This is a genomic window from Siculibacillus lacustris (assembly GCF_004328075.1).
GTDB classification, from domain to species: domain Bacteria; phylum Pseudomonadota; class Alphaproteobacteria; order Rhizobiales; family Ancalomicrobiaceae; genus Siculibacillus; species Siculibacillus lacustris.
On sequence record NZ_SJFN01000017.1, the window covers coordinates 77345 to 95714 of the forward strand.

The following is an 18370-nucleotide window of genomic DNA, read 5'->3' on the forward strand; positions in this document are numbered from 1 at the left end:
GACCTCGGATACCCGACCGGCACGCGGCCGGATGTCCGAGATCGCGTTTCTGGCTACGGACGGATCACGGCTGGCCGTATTCGCCCGAGTCCTTGAGCAGGTCGTTGACGCGGCCGACCTTGTCCTTGGCCATCGCCGCGAGGTTGGCGGATTCGCCCTTGGTGTTGATCGACTCGATGACCAACTCGCCGATCTGGTCGCGGGCTTCGCCGACCGCGCTCATGTAGGGGCGATCGAGCGGGTTGCCGTTCTCGGCGGCATAGGCGCGGGTCGCCACGAGGCCGGGATTGACCGACTCGAGCACCTTCGGGTCCTTCCAGACCGAGGAGCGCGCCATCGTGATGTTCGACAGCATGCCCTTGGCGGCGAGTTCCTTGCTGGTCGCCCAGTCGAGGAACTTGAAGGCCAATTCCTTGTTCTTGGACTGCTTGGCGACCGCGATGCCCCAGGAGGTGACGAGGAACGGGCTGCTGGCCTTCGGGCCGGCGGGCAGGTTGGCGATGCCGAAGTTGGCGGCCGGGACCTGGGTCTTGGCCGGATCGACGATCTGGCCGTAGAACACCGAAGCGTCGGTCCACATCGCCACCTTGCCGGCCTGGAACAGCGGCATGATGTTTTCCCACGACATCGACGTCACGCCCTTGGGGCCGTAGCTGCCGAGGAGCTTGCCGTAGTAGCGGATGGCCTCGACCGCCGGAGCGGAGTCGAACACCGCGACGCCCTTGTCGATGTATTGGCCGCCGAAGTTGTAGACGTAGCTCGACAGCTGGGTGACCGCGGCGGCGCCCTTGCCGCGCGAGGCGATGCCGGCGACGGTGTCGGAATTCAGCTTCTTCGCCGCAGCTTCGAGCTCGGTGAAGGTCTTCGGCACCTCGACCCCGGCGGCCTGGAACAGGTCCTTGCGGTAGTAGAGAACCTGCCATTCGGTCACCAGGGGCACCAGGAACGGCGCGGAACCGGCGGCGGCGACGCTCATCACGTTCTTCGGGTAATCCGAGAAGTCCTGGGTCGTCAGCGGCTCGTACCAGCCGTTCCGGTTGAACATCTTCCCTTCCTGGAGGGGACGGGTCATGAAGACGTCGACGGAGGAGGACTTGGTCGCGAATTCGGTCGTCAGCTTGGTGGTGAGCTGGCCTTCCTGAAGGCTCTCGAAATTGACCTTGATCCCGGACTGCTTCTCGAAGTCGGGAATGGCCGCCTTCAAGAGCTCACCATAGGGGTGGTTGGCGAGCAGGACCCGGATTTCCTTCGTCTGTGCGAACGCCGTGGCCGACAGGCACAGCGAAGACATCAGAACCACGGTAGACGCGAGAATTTTCTTCATTTTGGGAGTTCCTCACCTGAGTACTGCAGACTTGGCCGGGAGGGCGGTTCGAATCGTCGGGACGAACCGGCGATCCGCTCCACCGAAACGATCGGTCGGGATGAAGACTAGCGCGAAGCCGGGCACCCTTCCACGGGATGGGGGTGGCTACGGACCCGTTCATGGACGACGCATGGCACACGATCGGTCCGATCGCGACGGCGTGAACCGATGATCCGTCGTCTGTCCGCAGGGGTCGCATCGCGGCGGCGAACGGCCGATTCGACCCGTCGCGCCAATCTCATCCCTCCCTTCCGATTTTTCTTTATTTCAGCGATTGTTAAATGATAGCGCTGTCATTTGTCAAGCCGGCGCAAACCGCTATACTGGCGTCACAGCCTGCCGATCGATCGTGAGATCCCGAAATTGGCTAAGAAAATCAAGTTGGCCGACGTCGCGGAGGCGGTCGGTGTAAGCGCAATCACAGTGTCCCGCGTGCTGCGGAAGCCGGAGCTCGTCTCCGAGTCCGTCCGGCTGCGCGTCACCGAAGCGGTGGCCCGTCTGGGCTATGTCCCGGACCCCGCCGCCCGGGCTCTCGCCTCGGCGCGCACCGATGTCCTCGGCGTCCTGATCCCGTCGGTCACCAACAACGTGTTCTCCAGCGTCCTGCGCGGAATCTACAACCGCGTCGAGGGCCTGCCCTTCAACATCCAGCTCGGCAACACCCGCTATTCGGTCCTCGAAGAGGAGCGTCTGCTCGACGTGTTCCTGCGCCAGCGGCCCTCCGGCCTGATCGTCTCGGGTATCGACCAGTCGGCCCGTTCGAAGGCGCTCTTGCGGCAGGCCGACTGTCCGATCGTGCAGATCATGGAGATCGGCGACGATCCGGTCGACATGATGGTCGGCCTGTCGCACCGCGACGCCGCCGGCGCGGCGATCCGCCACCTCCAGGCGCGCGGCTATCGGCGGATCGCCTTCCTCGGCGCCCGCATGGACCCGCGGACGCGCAGCCGCCTCGTCGGCTACGAACAGGTGATGAAGGAGATCGGCCTGCTCGACGAGAGGCTGATCGTCACCACCCCGCGCGCCTCGACGGTGACCCTGGGCTGCGAACTGCTGATCGAGCTGCTGTCGCGCACCACCGAGGTCGACGCGGTCTTCTGCAACAACGACGATCTGGCGATCGGCGTCCTGTTCGAATGCCAGCGTCGCCGGATCTCGGTGCCCGACGATTTCGGAATCTGCGGCTTCAACGACCTCGAGATGATGGCCGTCGCCAATCCGCCGCTCACCAGCGTCCGGACCAATCGCGAGGAGATGGGCCGCCGGGCGATCGAGATGCTGATCGCCCGCATCGCCGGCGAGCCGATCGACGAGCCGGTGGTCGACCTCGGTTTCGAGATCGTCGCCCGCCACAGCACCGCCGGGCTTCGCCCCCGCGAGGCCCGCCGGCGCCCGTGAGCGGCGAGGCGATCACCACTCGGCGAAAGAGCCGTCGGCGTGGCGCCACACCGGATTGCGCCAGCGATGGCCGGCCGCGGCGCGTTCCTTCACGTAGTCCTCGTTCACTTCGATGCCGAGGCCCGGCCCCTCGGGGATGGCGACGAAGCCGTCGGCATAGGCGAACACCGAGCGGTCGACGACATAGTCGAGCAGGTCGTTACCCTGGTTGTAGTGGATGCCGAGGCTCTGTTCCTGGATGAAGGCGTTGTAGCAGACCGCGTCGATCTGGAGATTGGCGGCGAGCGCGATCGGCCCGAGCGGGCAGTGCAGTGCCAGCGCGACGTCGTAGGCCTCGGCCATGGCGGCGATCTTGCGGGTCTCGGTGATGCCGCCGGCGTGGCTCGGATCGGGCTGGATGATGTCGCAGAGACCCTCCGACAGGATGTGCTTGAAGTCCCAGCGACTGAACAGGCGCTCGCCCAGCGCGATCGGCGTGGAGATCTGCCCGGCGATGTCCTTCAGCACGTCGGCGTGCTCGGACAACACCGGCTCCTCGATGAACATCAGCCGATAGGGCTCGAGCTCCTTGGCGAGGATCTTGGCCATCGGGCGGTGGACGCGGCCGTGGAAGTCGACGGCGATGCCGAAGTCCGGCCCGAGCGCCTCGCGGATCGCCTGCACGCGGCCGAGCGCCGCGTCGATCTTGGCGTGGCTGTCGACGAACTGCAGTTCCTCGGTGCCGTTCATCTTGACCGCGGTGAAGCCGCGCCCGGCCATCTCCAGCGCCGCCGCCGCGGTGTCGGCCGGCCGATCGCCGCCGATCCAGGAATAGACCCTTATGCGGTCGCGCAACTTGCCGCCGAGCAGCTGGTGGACGGGTACGCCGAAGGCCTTGCCCTTGATGTCCCACAGCGCCTGATCGATGCCGGCGAGGGCACTCATGTGCAGGCCGCCGCCACGGTAGAAGCCGGCGCGGTAGAGCACCGTCCAGTGATCTTCGATCAGGAACGGATCCTTGCCGACCAGATAGTCGGCGAGTTCGGCGACCACCGCCGCGACCGAGGAAGCGCGCCCCTCGAGCACCGGCTCGCCCCACCCGGAAATGCCGTCATCGGTCTCGATCTTGAGGAAGCACCAGCGCGGCGGTACGAGATAGGTGGTGAGTTTGGTGATCTTCATCGGGGGTCTCCTGGGCGCCGGTCGAGCGCCGGCCGGCGGCACGCCGAGCAGGCCGCGAACGCCTCCACCTTTACGCCGACGACGGCCGGGCTGTCGCCGCCCTTGTGGTGCCGGGCACGCATGCCAGATCCGGCGCGCGGCGTTTTCCTCCGCCGATCGATGGGCAAGACCGCAGAAGGCGCTCGGGGGCGAGCCGCGAGCGCCTTCGGAAGGGTCGTCATGGGAGTCGCGGGTCGGCCCGGGCGCCGTGTTCGGGGCCGCGCGTCACTTCTTGAGATAGATGCTCGCGGTCGCGCCGCCGGCAGAGGTCGGGATCGACTTGTCGGAGGAGGCCAGCGTCCAGTTGACGGTGTTGACCGTCAAGGTATCGAGCACCATCGTCAGCTTGTTGGAGGTGACGTTGGCATTGGCGTTGAGGGTGAACTGCCGGCTGGGCAGGTAGATCAGGCCCTGCAGCGTCGCGCCGTTGGTGGCGTTCATGGTGAAGGACGACTTGGCCAGCCCCGCCGCTTCGTAGATCAGCAGATTGGCATAGGTTCCGGAGGTGGGCGCGGTGAGGTTCAGAGTCGAGGTGCCGTTGAACTGGATGTAGGACTGATCGGCGAAGTAGAAGGTCACGCCGGTGCCGGTCAGGGTGCCGCTGAAGTTCCAATTGCCGCCCTTGATCACATAGACCCCGGCGGCCAGCGACACGGTCGGCGAACCGTTGAAGTTGACCCCGCCGCAATAGACCCCGGGGGTCAGGATGGTGCTGGCATTGACGTTGAGGTTGTTGACCGTGCAGGTGGTCGACGGCGTCGGCAGCGTCCCGGCGAAGGGATCGGCCGTGGTGGTGCAGGACTTGACGAGGCTGGCGTGGCTGCCGCCGTTGTCGAGGACGTTGGCACCGGCGACGCAGGTCTTCTTGGTCGCCAGCGTCGTGCCGGCGTTGAAGGTCGCCGCCGGATTGGCGGTCGAGGCGACGTGGACCTGACAGGACGGCGCATTGATCGTCGCACCGCCGTTGAGCAGCAGGCCCGGAGCGGCGGACTTGTCGAGCAACAGGATGCACACCATGTCCGAGGCCGGCACCACTGCCGCGGTGGCCGTCGCGCCGATGTCCATCGAGTCCTGGGACACCAGGACCATGAAGGTGGTCGGCAGCTTGGCGGTGACCGTCCCGGTGTAGTTGCCGCCGGCGTCGATGGCGAAGGTCTGGGTGCCGACCGTCAGGCCCGCCGCCTTGGCTTGGGTGAGTCCCGCGTCGAGCACCGCCTTGGCGGTCGTCGTCCAGGTGTTCGAGCCGTCGGTCGCGCCGGCGAGCACCGCGGCGTCGACCACGCTCTGCAGCTTGGCCCGTGCCGTCGAGGCGCGCGCGTAGTCGACGCCGATCCCCACCGCCACCATCAACGGCAGCGCCATCAGGGCGACGATGATCGCGACCTGACCCGAGGAATCGCCGACGAGGCGGCGACGGCGGATGGAAAGGAGACGAATGGCGCGCAACGAACGCTCGACAATGCGTGAGCGCAATGACATGGCCCGCTCCCTGAGAAACACGGTTGTAATCTGGTTGCGGAGCCTATCGAAGACATATGAAGACCGCCTTGAATTTTCCCTCAAATTGTATGCGATCGTCATATTCATTCGTCCAGCCGCCCCGCGACCCTGGGGAAGGCTGCTGCCGAACGCGAAACCCCTCCCGTCGGCGACGGAAGGGGCTCGCAGGTGTCTCGACGATCGGTCGGTGATCAGCGCGGCAGGAGCTTGGTCACTTCCGCGACCATGTCGTCGCGGGCCTGTTCCGGCGTGACCTTCTGCTCGACGAGGCGGGCGAGGTTGTCGACGATGGTGTTGGTGACCTTGACCCCGTTGTTGCCCGGGAACGAGTACCAGGGGATCATGATGTCCATCTGCGACAGGCCGGCGCGGAACAGTGGGTTCTCCTGGTAGAACTTGCCGAGGTAACGGTCGTCCTTGGGGGCGAGCTCGTTGTTGGGGACGTAGCCGGTGCCGGGTACCACCACCGACGAGCCGAACGGGCCGGCGGCGAACTTGATGAAGTCGTAGACCGCCGCCTGCTTCTTGGCGTCGGTGGTGAACATCACCGCGGCGTTGCCGCCGGTCGGCAGACGGCCCTTGGCGGCGTCGATCACCGGCATCTTGGTGGTGCGCAGGTCGAACTTGCCGCCGACGCCGTTGATCGTGCCGCGCAGGCCGCCGGTGGTCCAGAACATCATGCCGACCTTGCCGGCGTAGAAGGCCTGGAGCTGGGCGTCGGCGGTCAGCGCCGGCATCTTGCCCTCCTTGACCATGCGGTCGATCAGCTCGAGCGAGGCGAGGCCCTCGGGACCGCCGAAGGCGACCTTCTTCTCGTCGGCCGACAGGAAGGTCCCGCCATGGCCGAACAGCAGCGCCGAGAACATCCAGTCGTCGCCCTGCCAGCGGTAGGACATGCCGATGGTGCCGTCGCCGAGGGCGGCGATCTTGGCGGAGAGCTTCAACACCTCGTCCCAGGTCTTGGGCGGGTTCTCCGGATCGCCGCCGGCCTTCTTCACCAGATCGGCGTTGTAATAGAAGATCGGATTGGAGGTGGCGAAGGCCAGACCCATCTGCTTGCCGCCGAATTCGGCGAGCTTCAACAGGCGCGGCGAGAAGCCTTGGGACCCCATGTCGTCCTTCTCGACGAAGGGCTTGAGGTCGACGCCGACGCCGCGTTCGGCGAGCACCCGCAGGCGGTTGAGGCCGATGAACGAGACGTCCGGCATTTCCGCCGAACCGGCCTGGCGCAGCATCAGCTGCAGGCCTTCTTCATAGGTCGCCGACGGGGTGGCGAAGGTGATCTTCACGTCCGGATGGGTCTTGACGTATTCGGTGGAGATCTTCTCCATCACGTCCTTGAAGAAGCCCGGCATCGGATAGTGGACCACGATCTCGGTCTCGGCGGCGGCCGGCGCCGCGACGGCGCCGAGCATCGCCAGACCGGCGAACACGCTTCGGAAGAGGGTGCGCATGGGGATCTCCGTCGGGTCGATCAGCCTTTGAGGCCGGTCATGGTGATGCCTTCGATGAAGGCCTTCTGGGCGAACAGGAAGAACACGACGAGCGGCGCGGTGACGATCACCGTCGCGGCCATCAGCGCGCCGTAGTCGTCGCCGGCTTCCGCCGCGCGGAAGAACAGGACGCCGAGCGGCGGGGTGGCGAGTTCGGTCTTGGAGATGACGATCGACGGCCAGTAGAGGTCGTTCCAATGGGTCACCACCGAGAAGATCGCGAAGGCGGTGGCCGCCGGCCAGGCGTTGGGCAGGACGATGCGGCGGACGATCGCCCCTTCCGACAACCCGTCCATGCGGCCGGCATGGATCAGGTCGTCGGGCATCGCCTTGATGAACTGGCGGAACAGGAACACCGCGAAGACCGACAGGGTGAAGGGCACCACCAGCCCGGCCAGGGTGTTGATCAGCCCGAGGGCGCGGAAGGCCGCGAACATCGGGATCGACACCGCGTGGATCGGGATCAACAGGCCGAGGATCACCAGCCCGAACATCAGATCGCGGCCGCGAAAGCGCAGCTTGGCCAGCGCATAGGCGGCGGGCAGGGCGAAGGCGATCTGGAACACCACGATCGCCAGACACACCACCACGCCGTTGAGCAGGACGCGCCCCATCGGGATGCGGCCGAGCGCCTTCCCGTAGTTGGCGAGGATCGAGGAATGCTCGGGAATCAGCGACAGGCCGGAGGAGAACACCTCGGCCTGCGGCTTGAACGAGGTGGCGATCATCCAGACGTAGGGAAACAGCATCACCGCGGCGCCGATCCCGAGCACCAGGAGGCGCAGCGACCGACCGACGGGCGTCAGCGTATGGGGCGAAGCGCTCATCCGTAGTGCACCCTTCGGTCCATGACGCGGGTCTGGAACACGATCAGCACCAGGAGGACGGCGACGAAGATCACCGCCATCGCCGAGGCGGTGCCGAGATGGAGGAACACGAAGCCCTCCTGATAGATCGTCCACAGCAGGACTTCCGAGGCCTTGGCCGGGCCGCCCTGGGTCAGGGTCATCACCGTTTCGAACACCTTGACGGCGTTGATCATGGTGATGGTGACCACGAACAGCAGGGTCGGCCCGAGCATCGGCCAGGTGACCAGCCGGAACCGATCGACCGCCGACCGCGCGCCGTCGATCTCGGCGGCGTCGTAGAGGGTGCGGTCGATCGCCCCGAGGCCGGCCAGGAACAGCACCATGTCGAAGCCGGTCTGCTGCCAGATGCCGATCAGCGCCAGCGAGCCCAGCACGTTGTCGGACGAGCCGAGCCAGTTGATCGACGGCAGGCCGACGACATGGAGGAGGAGGTTGATCGGCCCGATCGCCGGATGCATCAGGTACTGCCAGACCGTCGCCATGGCGGTGATCAGCGACACCACCGGCAGGAAATAGGCCGAGCGGAAGAAGCCGCGCAGTTCCGTGCCCGCCTCGATCAACAGCGCGAAGCCGAGCCCGAGCCCGACCGAGGCCGGCGTGACGATCGCCACATAGAGCGCGGTGTTCTTGGCCGAGATCAGGAAGGTCCGGTCGCCGAGCACGTCGCGATAGGCGTCGAGCCCGACGAAAGTGATCGTCGAGGCCCCGAGTTCGGCGTCGGTCAGCGACAGGGCGATCATCGCCGCGGTCGGCGCCAGCAACAGGAGCAGCATCAGGACGGCGATCGGCCCGACCAGCGACAGCGCGGCGCGGTCGTCGTGATCGACCCGGCGGCGCGGGGCGACGGCGGGGAGGGCGGGCAAGGCGAGAGCGTGATCAGACATGGGCGCGCTCCGCCGTCACGGTCGCGGCGTCGAAGCGCGGCCGCAGACGATCGCCGGCGGCGTCGAACACCAGGAGATCGGCGGCGTTCCAGGCGAGGCCGACCGGCCCGGGGACGAAACCGCGGTAGATCTCCGGGGTCGCCTTGGCGACGATCGGCGCGCCGTCGGGCAGGCGCAGATGGGCGAGGGCGTCGGCGCCGAGGAACTCGGTGCGGTCGAGGCGGGCCGGCAGGATCGCGTCGTCGTGGCCGCCGATGCGCAGATGTTCGGGGCGGATGCCGACCCGCACGGTCGCGCCGGCCTGGGCGGCGAAGCCTTCGGCGATCGGCCGATCGAACACGATCGCCCGACCGCGGTCGTCGATCACCGCCTCGATCAGGCCGATCGACGGACTGCCGATGAACGACGCCACTTCGATCCGGCTCGGATCGCGATAGACGATCTCGGGGGAGGCGACCTGCAGCAGCCGGCCGCGATGGAGGATCGCCACCCGATCGGCCATGCCGAGGGCTTCCTCCTGGTCGTGGGTGACATAGACGGTGGTGGCGCCGAGCGCCTTGTGGAGATCGACGATCTCGGCGCGGGTGTGGACGCGCAGCGAGGCGTCGAGGTTCGACAGTGGCTCGTCCATCAGGAACAGGCGCGGATCGCGGACCATCGCCCGGCCGAGCGCGACGCGCTGGCGCTGGCCGCCGGACATGGCGGCGGGCTTGCGGTCGAGCAGGTGATCGATCTTCAGCGCCCGCCCGGCCTTCTCGACGTCGGCACCGATCGCCGCGAGCTGTGCCCGGGTGCCCGGCAGGAAGCGACCGACGAAGGGCAGGCGCTGGCGGCCGGTCAGGCGGCGCATCACCAGCGGCAGAGCGAGGTTCTGGCGGGCGGTCAGATGCGGATAGAGGGCGTAGGACTGGAGCACCATGGCGACGTCGCGATCGGCGGCGCGCACGTCGGTGACGTCGGTGCCGGCGATGCGGACATGGCCGGCATCGGGAAACTCGAGCCCGGCGACCATCTTGAGCAAGGTCGACTTGCCGCAGCCCGACGGCCCGACCAGGGCGACGAATTCGCCGCGCGCCACGGTCAGCGAGACGCGGTCGAGCACGGTGGTCTCGCCGTAGGACTTGGAGACGCCGTCGAGTTCGAGCCGCGCCGGCTCGACGCCTTCGATCGCCGCGAAGCTCTCGGGAAGCCCGCTCATGCCGAGGCCCCGCGGCCGCTGCGGGTCGGGCGCGGCGGCGCCGGCGTGTCGTGGATCTGCGAAATGCGCAACGTCATGGCCACCCCTCGTGTCGACGAGGCGGACCATCGGAGTCGACGATTACAGGCGCATGACGCCCGCCGCGGCATTTTCCGGCAGGCCGCGGGCTGCGATGGGGCGAGCCGCGAGGGCACAATCGGAGAGTGTTCCGAAACGTTTCGAATGATGAGCCGGCCGAGCGTGGCGGGGCTTCGGGCGCGCCGGCCTTCGCCTCAGCGGCGGATGTGGACGATCACCGCGTAGGTCTCGACCTTCTGGTCGGCGTGGCGGACGCTGTATTCGAAGCGGTCGTCGCCGCTGGCGTCGGGGGCGGCGCTGTAGGCGACCACCCGGGCGTCGACCATGGTGCCCTTGCAAGAGCCTTCGGAGACCGTCGACAGGGCGATGCCGATCACCGTCGAGCCCTTCTTGGGCTGGGTCAGGACGGTGACCTCCGGCGCGTCGCTGGGCACGCAGCGCTCCGGATCGACGTCCTTGTGCGCGAACACCGACAGCATCACGCCGGGGATCGCCGTCCGCTCCAGGCGCTCGGCGGCCTGCGCCCCGACGGGCGTCATCAGCAGCAGGGCGGCGAGGACGGCGGCAGCTCTCATCGACCTCATCTCCGCAAGACGCTCGGCGGTCCTCGACGGGGCGGCGAGGGCGCCGCCGAACGATCCGCTCGGCTCGAACGATTCGACGCGCCGTTCTTCCCATGGCGCCGCGGCGGCGACAACCGTGACGCAGGGCGAGGGGCGAGCGACTTCCTGCCGCGGCCCGAGCGGGGAGGGGGCGGCCGCTCAGGCCGTGGCGCCGGCGATCGTCGCGGCGAGCGCGCCATGGAGCGGGCTCGCCGGGTCGGCGAGTGTGGTGAGCACGGTGAAATGGTCGTCGCCGGGGGTGATCTCGAGGCGTTGGCCATGACCCGCGGCGCCCCAGGCGGCGGCCATCGCCCGGCTCTGATCGAGAAACGCCGGCGTCTCGGCGCCGCCGACCGCGAACAGCGCCGGGCAGGCGCTCGCCGGCACCCGGTGGAGCGGCGAGGCGGCGCGGGCGCTCGCGAGATCGAGGCGCAGATTGGCGTTGAGCGCGGTGGCGACCAGCGGCGCGAGGTCGTAGACGCCGGAGACGCCGATCACCGCGGCGATCGGGGCGGGGGCGAGCCCGCGCGCCGCCCAGTCGGTCGCCGCCAGTTCGATCGCCAGATGGCCGCCGGCCGAATGCCCGGCGGCGACGATCGGCAGCGGGCGGCCGTGGCGCACCTCCGACTGCGCGACCAGCGCCGGGACCAATGCCCGCAGCGCCTCGGTGAGTTCCGCCACCGTCACCTCCGGGCACAGCGGATAGTCGGCGAAGACCGCGTCGCAGCCGAGCGCGGTGAAGGTCGGCGCCAGGAAGCGGAAGAGGGTCCGGTCGCGCGATTGCCAGTAGCCGGGATGGAGCCAGACGACGATCGCCCGCGCGTCGACCGCCGGCACGAGGTCGAGGCGTTGGCGCGGGTGCGGGCCATAGGCGAGGTCGCGCAGCACGCCGGGGCCCGCCGCCACCGCCTCGCTCGCCGCGGCGAAGCGCTCCAGCAGCGCCGGCCAATGGGGCCGCCGCTGACCCGCGCCATAGGCGTGGTCGAGGGCGGGATCGATCGCGGCATCGGTGGACATCGGCGGATCTCCGGGCGGGTCGCTCACAATTCGAGGAAGCGGGTGGCGAGGCTGCGGTCGGCGGCGAGGTCGGACGACCGGCCGGCCCAGGCGATCCGCCCCTTTTCCATCACGATATGGCGATCGGACAGGCGCATCGAGGCTTCCAGATGTTTGTCGACCACCAGGATCGCCAGACCTTCGGCCTTCAGGGTGGCCAGCGCCGCCCAGATCTCGTCGCGCAGCACCGGCGCGAGGCCCTCGGTCGCCTCGTCGAGGACCAGGAGGTCGGGATTGGTCATCAGCGCGCGGCCGATCGCCAGCATCTGCTGTTCGCCGCCCGAGAGTTCGTCGCCGAGATTGCGCCGCCGCTCGGCGAGCCGCGGGAACAGGCGATGGACGGCGGCCAGCGTCCAGTTGGCGCCGCGCCGGGTCGAGGCGGTGGCCACCAGATTTTCCTCGACGGTCAGGCGCGGGAAGATCTGCCGGCCTTCCGGCACCAGCCCGAGGCCTTCGCGGGCGACCACGTGCGCGGCGACGCCGGTGCGGTCGCGGCCGCGTAGCCACAGCCGGCCGGCGGTCGGGCGGATCAGCCCGAACAGGGTGCGGATGGTGGTGGTCTTGCCCATGCCGTTGCGGCCCATCAGGGTCACGACCTCGCCGGCCGCGACCTCGAGCGAGAGCTCGAACAGCACCCGCGCCTCGCCGTAGCCGGCGTCGACGGCCTCCAGGGCGACGATCGCGGTCATGGGGCCCCCTCGCCGAGATAGGCCGAGCGCACCGTCGGGTCGGCGCGGATCTCGGCCGGCGTGCCGCAGATCGCCACCGCCCCGCCGATCAGCACGGTGATGCGATCGGCGAGCCGGAACACCGTCGCCATGTCGTGCTCGACGATCAGCATCGCCACTTCGCCGGCGAGCGAGGCCAGGAGCTCGGTCAGCCGCTCGGTCTCCTCGCGCCCGGTGCCGGCCATCGGCTCGTCGAGCAGCAACAGCCGCGGCGCCTGGACGAGACCCATCGCCAGCTCGAGCGCCCGCTTCTCGCCATGGGCGAGGCGGCCGGCGAGGACGTCGCCGCGATCGGCGAGCCCGACCCGGTCGAGGGCGGCGCGGGCCCGCTCGCGCGTCGCCGTCTCGCCGGCGACGGGCGTGAGGAAGCGGAAGGCGGTGCCGTCGGTGGCGATCGCCGCGAGCAGCGCATTGTCGAGGGTCGAGAAGTCCTTGATCACCCGCGAGGTCTGGAACACCCGGGCGAGGCCGCGCCGGGCGCGCGCCGCGACGCTCTCGCCGGTGACGTCCTCGCCGTCGATCAACACCCGGCCGTGATCGGGGACGATCGAGCCGGCGATTTCGCCGACCAGGGTCGATTTGCCGGCGCCGTTGGGACCGATCACCGCATGGATCTCGTGCCGCCCGACCTCCAGCGACACGTGGTCGGTGACCGGCAGGGCGCCGTAGTGCTTGCACAGATCGTCGAGACGGAGGATCGGTGCGGTCATCGGGCGATCCTCGCGAGAAGCGCCCGCAGATCGATCGCCCGGCTCATCACCACCGCGAGGATCAGCAGGCCGAGGCCGAGCTTCCAATATTCGGTGACGCCCCCGAGGAACTCCTCGACCAGCACCACGGCGATCGCCCCGAGCACCGCACCGGCGAGCCGGCCGGAACCACCCAGGACCACCATCACGATCAATTCGCCCGAACGATGCCAGTTCATCAGGGCCGGAGAGACGAAGGCGGTCTGTTCGGCGAGGAGCGCACCGGCGAGGCCGGCGATACCGGCGCCGAGCGCATAGGCCACGAGGCGGGTGCGGTAGACCGAGAAGCCGAGCGCCGAGACCCGGGCCTCGTCGTCGCGGGCAGCCCTCAGCACGAAGCCGAAGCGCGCCGCCACCACCCGGTGGAGCACCCACGCCGCGGCGGCCAGCAGACCGACCGACAGCCAGGCGAGATTGCCGTCGGAGCGCAGGAAACGAGCGCCGGCGAAGGTGGCGCGTCCCGCAAGTCCCATGCCGTCGTCGCCGCCGAAGGCCGAGAGCGCGGCGAAGACGAAATAGGCCATCTGGGCGAAGGCCAGGGTGATCATGATGAAGTAGACGCCGCGGGTGCGCAGCGCCAGGGCGCCGGTCGGCACCGCGAATGCAGCGGCGGCGAGGAAGGCCAGCGGCAGCAGCAGGCTCACTTCGCGGATCCCATATTCGCCGGCGATCAGCACCGCATAGGCGCCGATCCCGAAGGGCGCGGCGTGGCCGAAACTGACCATCCCGCCCTGACCGATCACGAAGGACAAGGACAGGGCGGCGAGCGCCAGGATCGCCGCGCGGGTGGCGAGCGTCACCGCGAAGTTCCAGCCGAAGGCCTCCGCTAGGGCCACCGCCAGGGCGAGGCCGACGATCGCCGTCGCCGGATGGAGGAGGAGGGCGGCCACCCGGCGCGCGAGGGCTCGAGTCATCGCGTCCGGGTCCAGGCGCGCTCGCCGGTGAACAATCCGGTCGGCTTGAAGATCAGGACCGCGGCCATGAACACGTAGATCGCCATCGAGGCGATCGCCGGTCCGGCCTGGGCGGCGGCCGAGCGGTCGACCACGAGACGCAGGAGGTCGGTGGCGAAGGCCCGGCCGAGGGTGTCGACCAGCCCGACGATCAGCGAGGCGACCAGCGCGCCGCGCACCGCGCCGATGCCGCCGATGACGATCACCACGAAGGCGAGGATCAGCACGTTGTCGCCCATCGCCGGCTCGATCGACAGGATCGGCCCGGCCATCGCCCCGGCGAAGCCCGCGAGCATCGCCCCGAAGGCGAAGACGAACAGGAACACCCGGTCGATGTCGACACCGAGCGCCGAGACCATCTCGGGATGGGTCGAGCCGGCGCGCAGCAGCATGCCGGTGCGGGTCCGGGTGATCAGCACCCACAGCAGGAAGGCGACGGCGAGCCCGGCGCCGATCACCACCAGCCGCCAGATCGGATAGGCGAGGCCCGGCATCATCCGGATCGAGCCGGTGAACAGTTCCGGTAGGCGCAGCGGCAAGGGCGCCGGGCCGAAGATCATACGCACCAGATCGGTGACGATCAGGATCACCGCGAAGGTCGCCAGCACCTGTTCGAGATGGTCGCGCCGGGTGAGATGGCGGAACAGCAGCACCTCGAAGGCGAAGCCGAGCGCCAGCGACCCGACGAGGCCGGCGGCGAGGCCGAGGCCGAAATGGCCGGTCGCCGCCACCGCCACCGCGGTCAGATAGGCGCCGAGCATGTACTGGACGCCATGGGCGAGATTGACGAAGTCCATCACCCCGAAGACCAGCGTCAGGCCCGCGGCGACCAGGAACAGGATGACCCCGAGCTGCAGCCCGTTGAGGATCTGTACCGCCAGCAGCGTGAAGGACATCGACCGCTCGTTCCGGAACCGGGAGGCGAGGGCGGCGCGCGGCCGCCCTCGGGGGCGTCACTTCAGCGGGCAGGCCGCGACATAGGCGTCGGGCGCATTGTCGAACACCTTCGAGACGATCTCGGTGGCGAACTTGCCGTCGGCCCGCTTGGCGGCGCGCACCACGTAGAAGTTCTGCTTCGGATAACCGTTGGTCGAGAAGGAGAAGGCGCCGCGCACCGACTTGAACGGCGCCGAGGCCAGCGCCTTGCGGAAGGCGGGCTTGTCGGCGACCTTGCCGCCGGTGGCCTTCAACGCCCCGTCGATCAGCTTGGCGGCGTCGTAGCCCTGCGCCGCATAGAGCGACGGCACCACGCCGTATTCCTTCTCGTAGGCCGCGACGAAGGCCTTGTTCTCGGCCGTGTCGAGGTTCGGCGCCCATTCGGCGCCCGACATCAGGCCGAGGGCCGCGTCCTGAGTGGCGGGGAGGGTGGTCTCGTCGACGGTGAAGGCCGAGAGGAACGGCAGCTTGCCGGTCAGCCCGGCCTGCGACCACTGCTTGACCAGGTTCACGCCCATGCCGCCGGGCATGAAGGTGAACACCGCATCGGGGCCGGCCGCGACGATCTTGGCGATCTCGGCGGCGAAGTCGAGCTGGCCGAGCGGGGTGAAGATCTCGTCGAGCACCTCGCCCTTGAAATGGCGCTTGAAGCCGGCCATCGAGTCCTTGCCGGCCTGATAGTTGGGGGTCATCAGCACGACCTTCTTGTACCCCTGGGCCTGGGCATAGGCGCCCATGGTCTCGTGGTTCTGGTCGTTCTGGTAGGAGGCGGCGAAGAAATACGGCGAGCAGCCGGCCCCGGCGAGCGGCGACGGCCCGGCGTTGCCGGAGACGATGAAGGTCTCGCTCTCGAAGATCGGCTTGGCGATCGCCATCATCACGTTGGAGAACACCACGCCGGCCACCACGTCGACGTGGTCGCGGTCGAGGAGCGCCTTGACCTTGGTCACCGCGACGTCGGGCTTCAGTTCGTCGTCGACCACGATGACCTCGGTCGGCTGGCCGCCGAGCTTGCCACCGAGCTCCTTGACCGCCAGCTGGAAGCCGTCGCGCATGTGCACGCCGAGCGCCGCCGAGGGGCCCGAGAGGGTCGAGACGAAGCCGATCTTGATCGGATCGGCCTCGGCCGCGAGGCTGGTCGCGGCGAGGAGAGCGGCCGTGCAGGCAGCGGTAGCGGTCGTGCGAACCATCGAGCGTTCCTTCCCCCGAGTTGCGGTGCGGCTCCTCCACGAGCCGCCCGGCGCCTCCTTTATAGAAGGCTTTGGCGGGAAGTGTAGCCGCTTTGGCAGGCGCTTCCAGCCGCTTCGGAAGGCACGCCGGCGGCCCGCCGACGCCGCGTCATCGGGCGAGCGTGCGGGCCCTTGGACCTTCGTCCATCCGGGTGACACCCGACCCGGCTTTCATCGCATCGATCTCTGCGCCAAGATCGCCGGCGAGGACGCCGCTCGTGACGGACGCGGCGACGGATGCGACGACCGGGGGGGAGGGAGCCGACGGATTCGACCGGTCGGACCTCCGAGGAGTTCCAACGATGCCCACGACCTTGCGCGATGCCCGACCGCATCGCCCGCGACACGCGTGTCTCGACGGCCGCCGCGCCGATCGCCCGGCCGCGCTGGCCGGGGATCGGGCGCCATGAACGAGGCGAGCCCGATCGGGCATTCGACCAATCTGGTCGGCCTGTCGACGAGCTATCTCGCCGACGTCGCCTTCAACGAGGCGCCGCGCGAGCTCCACATCTCCGGCGTGCGCGAGATGAACGGGCCGTTGTTCGAGATGCTCGATCTCGCCGCCGATCTCGGCGAGGCCGGCGAAGCCTTCGCCACCTATCTGATGGCGATGTTCGCCATCGACGTCGAACAGCGCGAGGCGGGCGGCGCCGGCCGCCGGCGCTACCGCTCGTCGTGGCTGCGGCTGATCAAGGGCTGGGGCTACGACAGCAACGGCCCGGAAGGCGCGGTGTTGAAGGGCTGGGTGGAGAGCCGCTTCGGGCTGTTTCCGACCTGGCACAAGGCGGCGTTGACGCGCTTCTCGTCCGGGGTGTGGACGACCTACGTCGAAGAGAAGATGTCGAGCCGCTTCCACAACAACTCGATCTTCACCCAGCTCGACCTGCTCTACGAGTTCTGCCAATGGGCGCTCGCCCGCTTCGTCGCGCCGGGGCTGACCCACCTGACGCTCTACCGCGGGATCAACGGATTCGACGAACACCCGGTGACGCGGCGGATCGACCGGCGTACGGTCGTGATGCGGTTGAACAGCCTGTCGTCGTTCTCCGCCGACCGCGAGGTCGCCGACTGTTTCGGCGACATCGTCCTGACGGCCCGGGTCCCGGTGCAGAAGATATTGTTCTTCAATACGTTGATGGCCTCCCATCCGCTCAAGGGGGAGGGCGAGTATCTGGTCGTGGGGGGCGATTACGTCGTCACGACGGCCTATTGAGGAGGTCTCGCCGTTGCAGGTACCGATCGCGGATCGGGCGCTCGCCGCCTTTCTCGGCTTCGCCGTCGGCGACGCACTCGGCGCAACGGTCGAATTCATGACCCGCGGCGAGATCGCCAACCAATACGGGATCCATCGCGACATCGTCGGCGGCGGCTGGCTGCGGCTGAAGGCCGGCGCGGTCACCGACGACACCGACATGTCGCTGGCGTTGGCCCGCTCGCTGGTGCGCAAGGGCGATCTCGACCTCGTCGACCTCTGCGAGGAATTCGCCCGCTGGCTGAAGTCCGGGCCCGCCGACGTCGGCAACACCTGTCGGCGCGGGATCCGCCGCTTCATCACCCATGGCACCGTCGCCGGCCCCTTCGCCGAGGGCGACGCCGGCAACGGCGCGGCGATGCGCGTCCTGCCGGTGGCGCTGGCGACGATCGGCGACGACGCGCGCGCCCGCGACTGGACCATCGCCCAGGCCCACGTCACCCACCATCACCCGCTGTCGGACGGCGCCTGCCTGGCGTTGGTCGACATGGTCCGCGGTCTGGTGGTCGGCGGGACGATCGCCGAGGCGCGAGCCCGGGCCGACGCGCTGGTCGCCGACCAGCCGCCCTTCGCCTTCGTGCCCTTCCGCGGCCAGTCCTCGGCCTATGTGGTCGACACCATCCGCACCGTGTTCGACGCCTTCTTCGCCACCGACGGCTTCGAGGCCTGCCTGATCCGCACCGTCAACCAGGGCGGCGACGCCGACACCACCGGCGCCATCGTCGGCATGCTGGCCGGCGCTGCCTATGGCACCGAGGCGATCCCGCGCCGCTGGCTGAAGGTCCTCGACCGCAGTGCGGCGGCCGAGATCCGCACCCTGGTGCCGGCCCTGCTCGCCCTCGCCAAACCCGCGTCGAACGGCGTCGGCGATTGACGGGG

At 68.8% G+C, this 18370-nt stretch carries 17 protein-coding genes; 3 read left to right on the forward strand and 14 right to left on the reverse strand.

Annotated features, from left to right (window positions below; all coding sequences use genetic code 11):
- Positions 1-64: 64 nt before the first annotated feature.
- On the reverse strand, positions 65-1324 hold the full coding sequence (locus EYW49_RS12600; protein ID WP_131309934.1) for an ABC transporter substrate-binding protein: 1260 nt from the start codon (positions 1322-1324) through the stop codon (positions 65-67).
- Between the two features lie 396 nt (positions 1325-1720).
- On the opposite strand from EYW49_RS12600, the gene gntR reads away from it, so the two are divergent.
- Positions 1721-2764, forward strand: coding sequence for an HTH-type transcriptional regulator GntR (gntR, locus tag EYW49_RS12605; RefSeq protein WP_407695475.1), 1044 nt, complete (start codon positions 1721-1723; stop codon positions 2762-2764).
- A 12-nt stretch (positions 2765-2776) separates the two neighbouring features.
- On the opposite strand, the gene dgoD is transcribed toward gntR, so the two are convergent.
- From dgoD to EYW49_RS12670, 13 genes are all read right to left on the reverse strand, one after another.
- Positions 2777-3925: a galactonate dehydratase gene (dgoD, locus tag EYW49_RS12610; protein ID WP_131309935.1), complete on the reverse strand. Its 1149-nt coding sequence runs from the start codon at positions 3923-3925 to the stop codon at positions 2777-2779.
- 264 nt (positions 3926-4189) lie between these two features.
- Complete coding sequence (locus EYW49_RS12615) at positions 4190-5410, reverse strand: TadE/TadG family type IV pilus assembly protein (RefSeq protein ID WP_165498230.1); 1221 nt, start codon at positions 5408-5410, stop codon at positions 4190-4192.
- A gap of 245 nt (positions 5411-5655) precedes the next feature.
- Positions 5656-6918, reverse strand: coding sequence for an ABC transporter substrate-binding protein (locus tag EYW49_RS12620; protein ID WP_131309937.1), 1263 nt, complete (start codon positions 6916-6918; stop codon positions 5656-5658).
- Between the two features lie 20 nt (positions 6919-6938).
- The gene (locus tag EYW49_RS12625; protein WP_131309938.1) at positions 6939-7784 is read right to left on the reverse strand and encodes a carbohydrate ABC transporter permease; all 846 of its coding nucleotides are present in this window, start codon (positions 7782-7784) and stop codon (positions 6939-6941) included.
- Positions 7781-8710, reverse strand: a complete 930-nt coding sequence (locus EYW49_RS12630) for a carbohydrate ABC transporter permease (RefSeq protein ID WP_131309939.1) — start codon at positions 8708-8710, stop codon at positions 7781-7783. Before EYW49_RS12630 ends, EYW49_RS12625 begins: the two co-directional genes overlap by 4 nt.
- Positions 8703-9908, reverse strand: a complete 1206-nt coding sequence (locus EYW49_RS12635) for an ABC transporter ATP-binding protein (RefSeq protein WP_131309940.1) — start codon at positions 9906-9908, stop codon at positions 8703-8705. The genes EYW49_RS12630 and EYW49_RS12635 overlap by 8 nt, the downstream gene beginning before the upstream one ends.
- Before the next feature lie 272 nt (positions 9909-10180).
- Positions 10181-10561 carry a hypothetical protein gene (locus tag EYW49_RS12640; RefSeq protein ID WP_131309941.1) on the reverse strand — a complete coding sequence of 127 codons (381 nt, stop codon included), beginning with the start codon at positions 10559-10561 and terminating at the stop codon, positions 10181-10183.
- Between the two features lie 186 nt (positions 10562-10747).
- Positions 10748-11605 carry an alpha/beta hydrolase gene (locus tag EYW49_RS12645; RefSeq protein WP_131309942.1) on the reverse strand — a complete coding sequence of 286 codons (858 nt, stop codon included), beginning with the start codon at positions 11603-11605 and terminating at the stop codon, positions 10748-10750.
- 23 nt (positions 11606-11628) lie between these two features.
- A complete protein-coding gene (locus tag EYW49_RS12650) occupies positions 11629-12324 on the reverse strand; it encodes an ABC transporter ATP-binding protein (RefSeq protein WP_131310010.1) in 696 nt (231 codons plus the stop codon).
- A 5-nt stretch (positions 12325-12329) separates the two neighbouring features.
- Positions 12330-13082 carry an ABC transporter ATP-binding protein gene (locus EYW49_RS12655; RefSeq protein ID WP_131309943.1) on the reverse strand — a complete coding sequence of 251 codons (753 nt, stop codon included), beginning with the start codon at positions 13080-13082 and terminating at the stop codon, positions 12330-12332.
- Positions 13079-14035 (reverse strand): branched-chain amino acid ABC transporter permease, encoded by a 957-nt coding sequence (locus EYW49_RS12660; RefSeq protein WP_131309944.1) that lies wholly within the window; start codon positions 14033-14035, stop codon positions 13079-13081. The genes EYW49_RS12655 and EYW49_RS12660 overlap by 4 nt, the downstream gene beginning before the upstream one ends.
- Entirely contained in the window at positions 14032-14970 is a 939-nt protein-coding gene (locus EYW49_RS12665; protein ID WP_131309945.1) for a branched-chain amino acid ABC transporter permease, read from the reverse strand. Before EYW49_RS12665 ends, EYW49_RS12660 begins: the two co-directional genes overlap by 4 nt.
- A 57-nt stretch (positions 14971-15027) precedes the next feature.
- Complete coding sequence (locus tag EYW49_RS12670) at positions 15028-16200, reverse strand: ABC transporter substrate-binding protein (protein WP_131309946.1); 1173 nt, start codon at positions 16198-16200, stop codon at positions 15028-15030.
- Between the two features lie 445 nt (positions 16201-16645).
- Between EYW49_RS12670 and EYW49_RS12675 the strand changes: the two genes are divergently transcribed.
- Entirely contained in the window at positions 16646-17452 is an 807-nt protein-coding gene (locus tag EYW49_RS12675) for an NAD(+)--dinitrogen-reductase ADP-D-ribosyltransferase (protein WP_131309947.1), read from the forward strand.
- A gap of 13 nt (positions 17453-17465) precedes the next feature.
- On the forward strand, positions 17466-18365 hold the full coding sequence (draG, locus tag EYW49_RS12680; RefSeq protein ID WP_131309948.1) for an ADP-ribosyl-[dinitrogen reductase] hydrolase: 900 nt from the start codon (positions 17466-17468) through the stop codon (positions 18363-18365).
- The last annotated feature ends 5 nt before the right edge of the window (positions 18366-18370 follow it).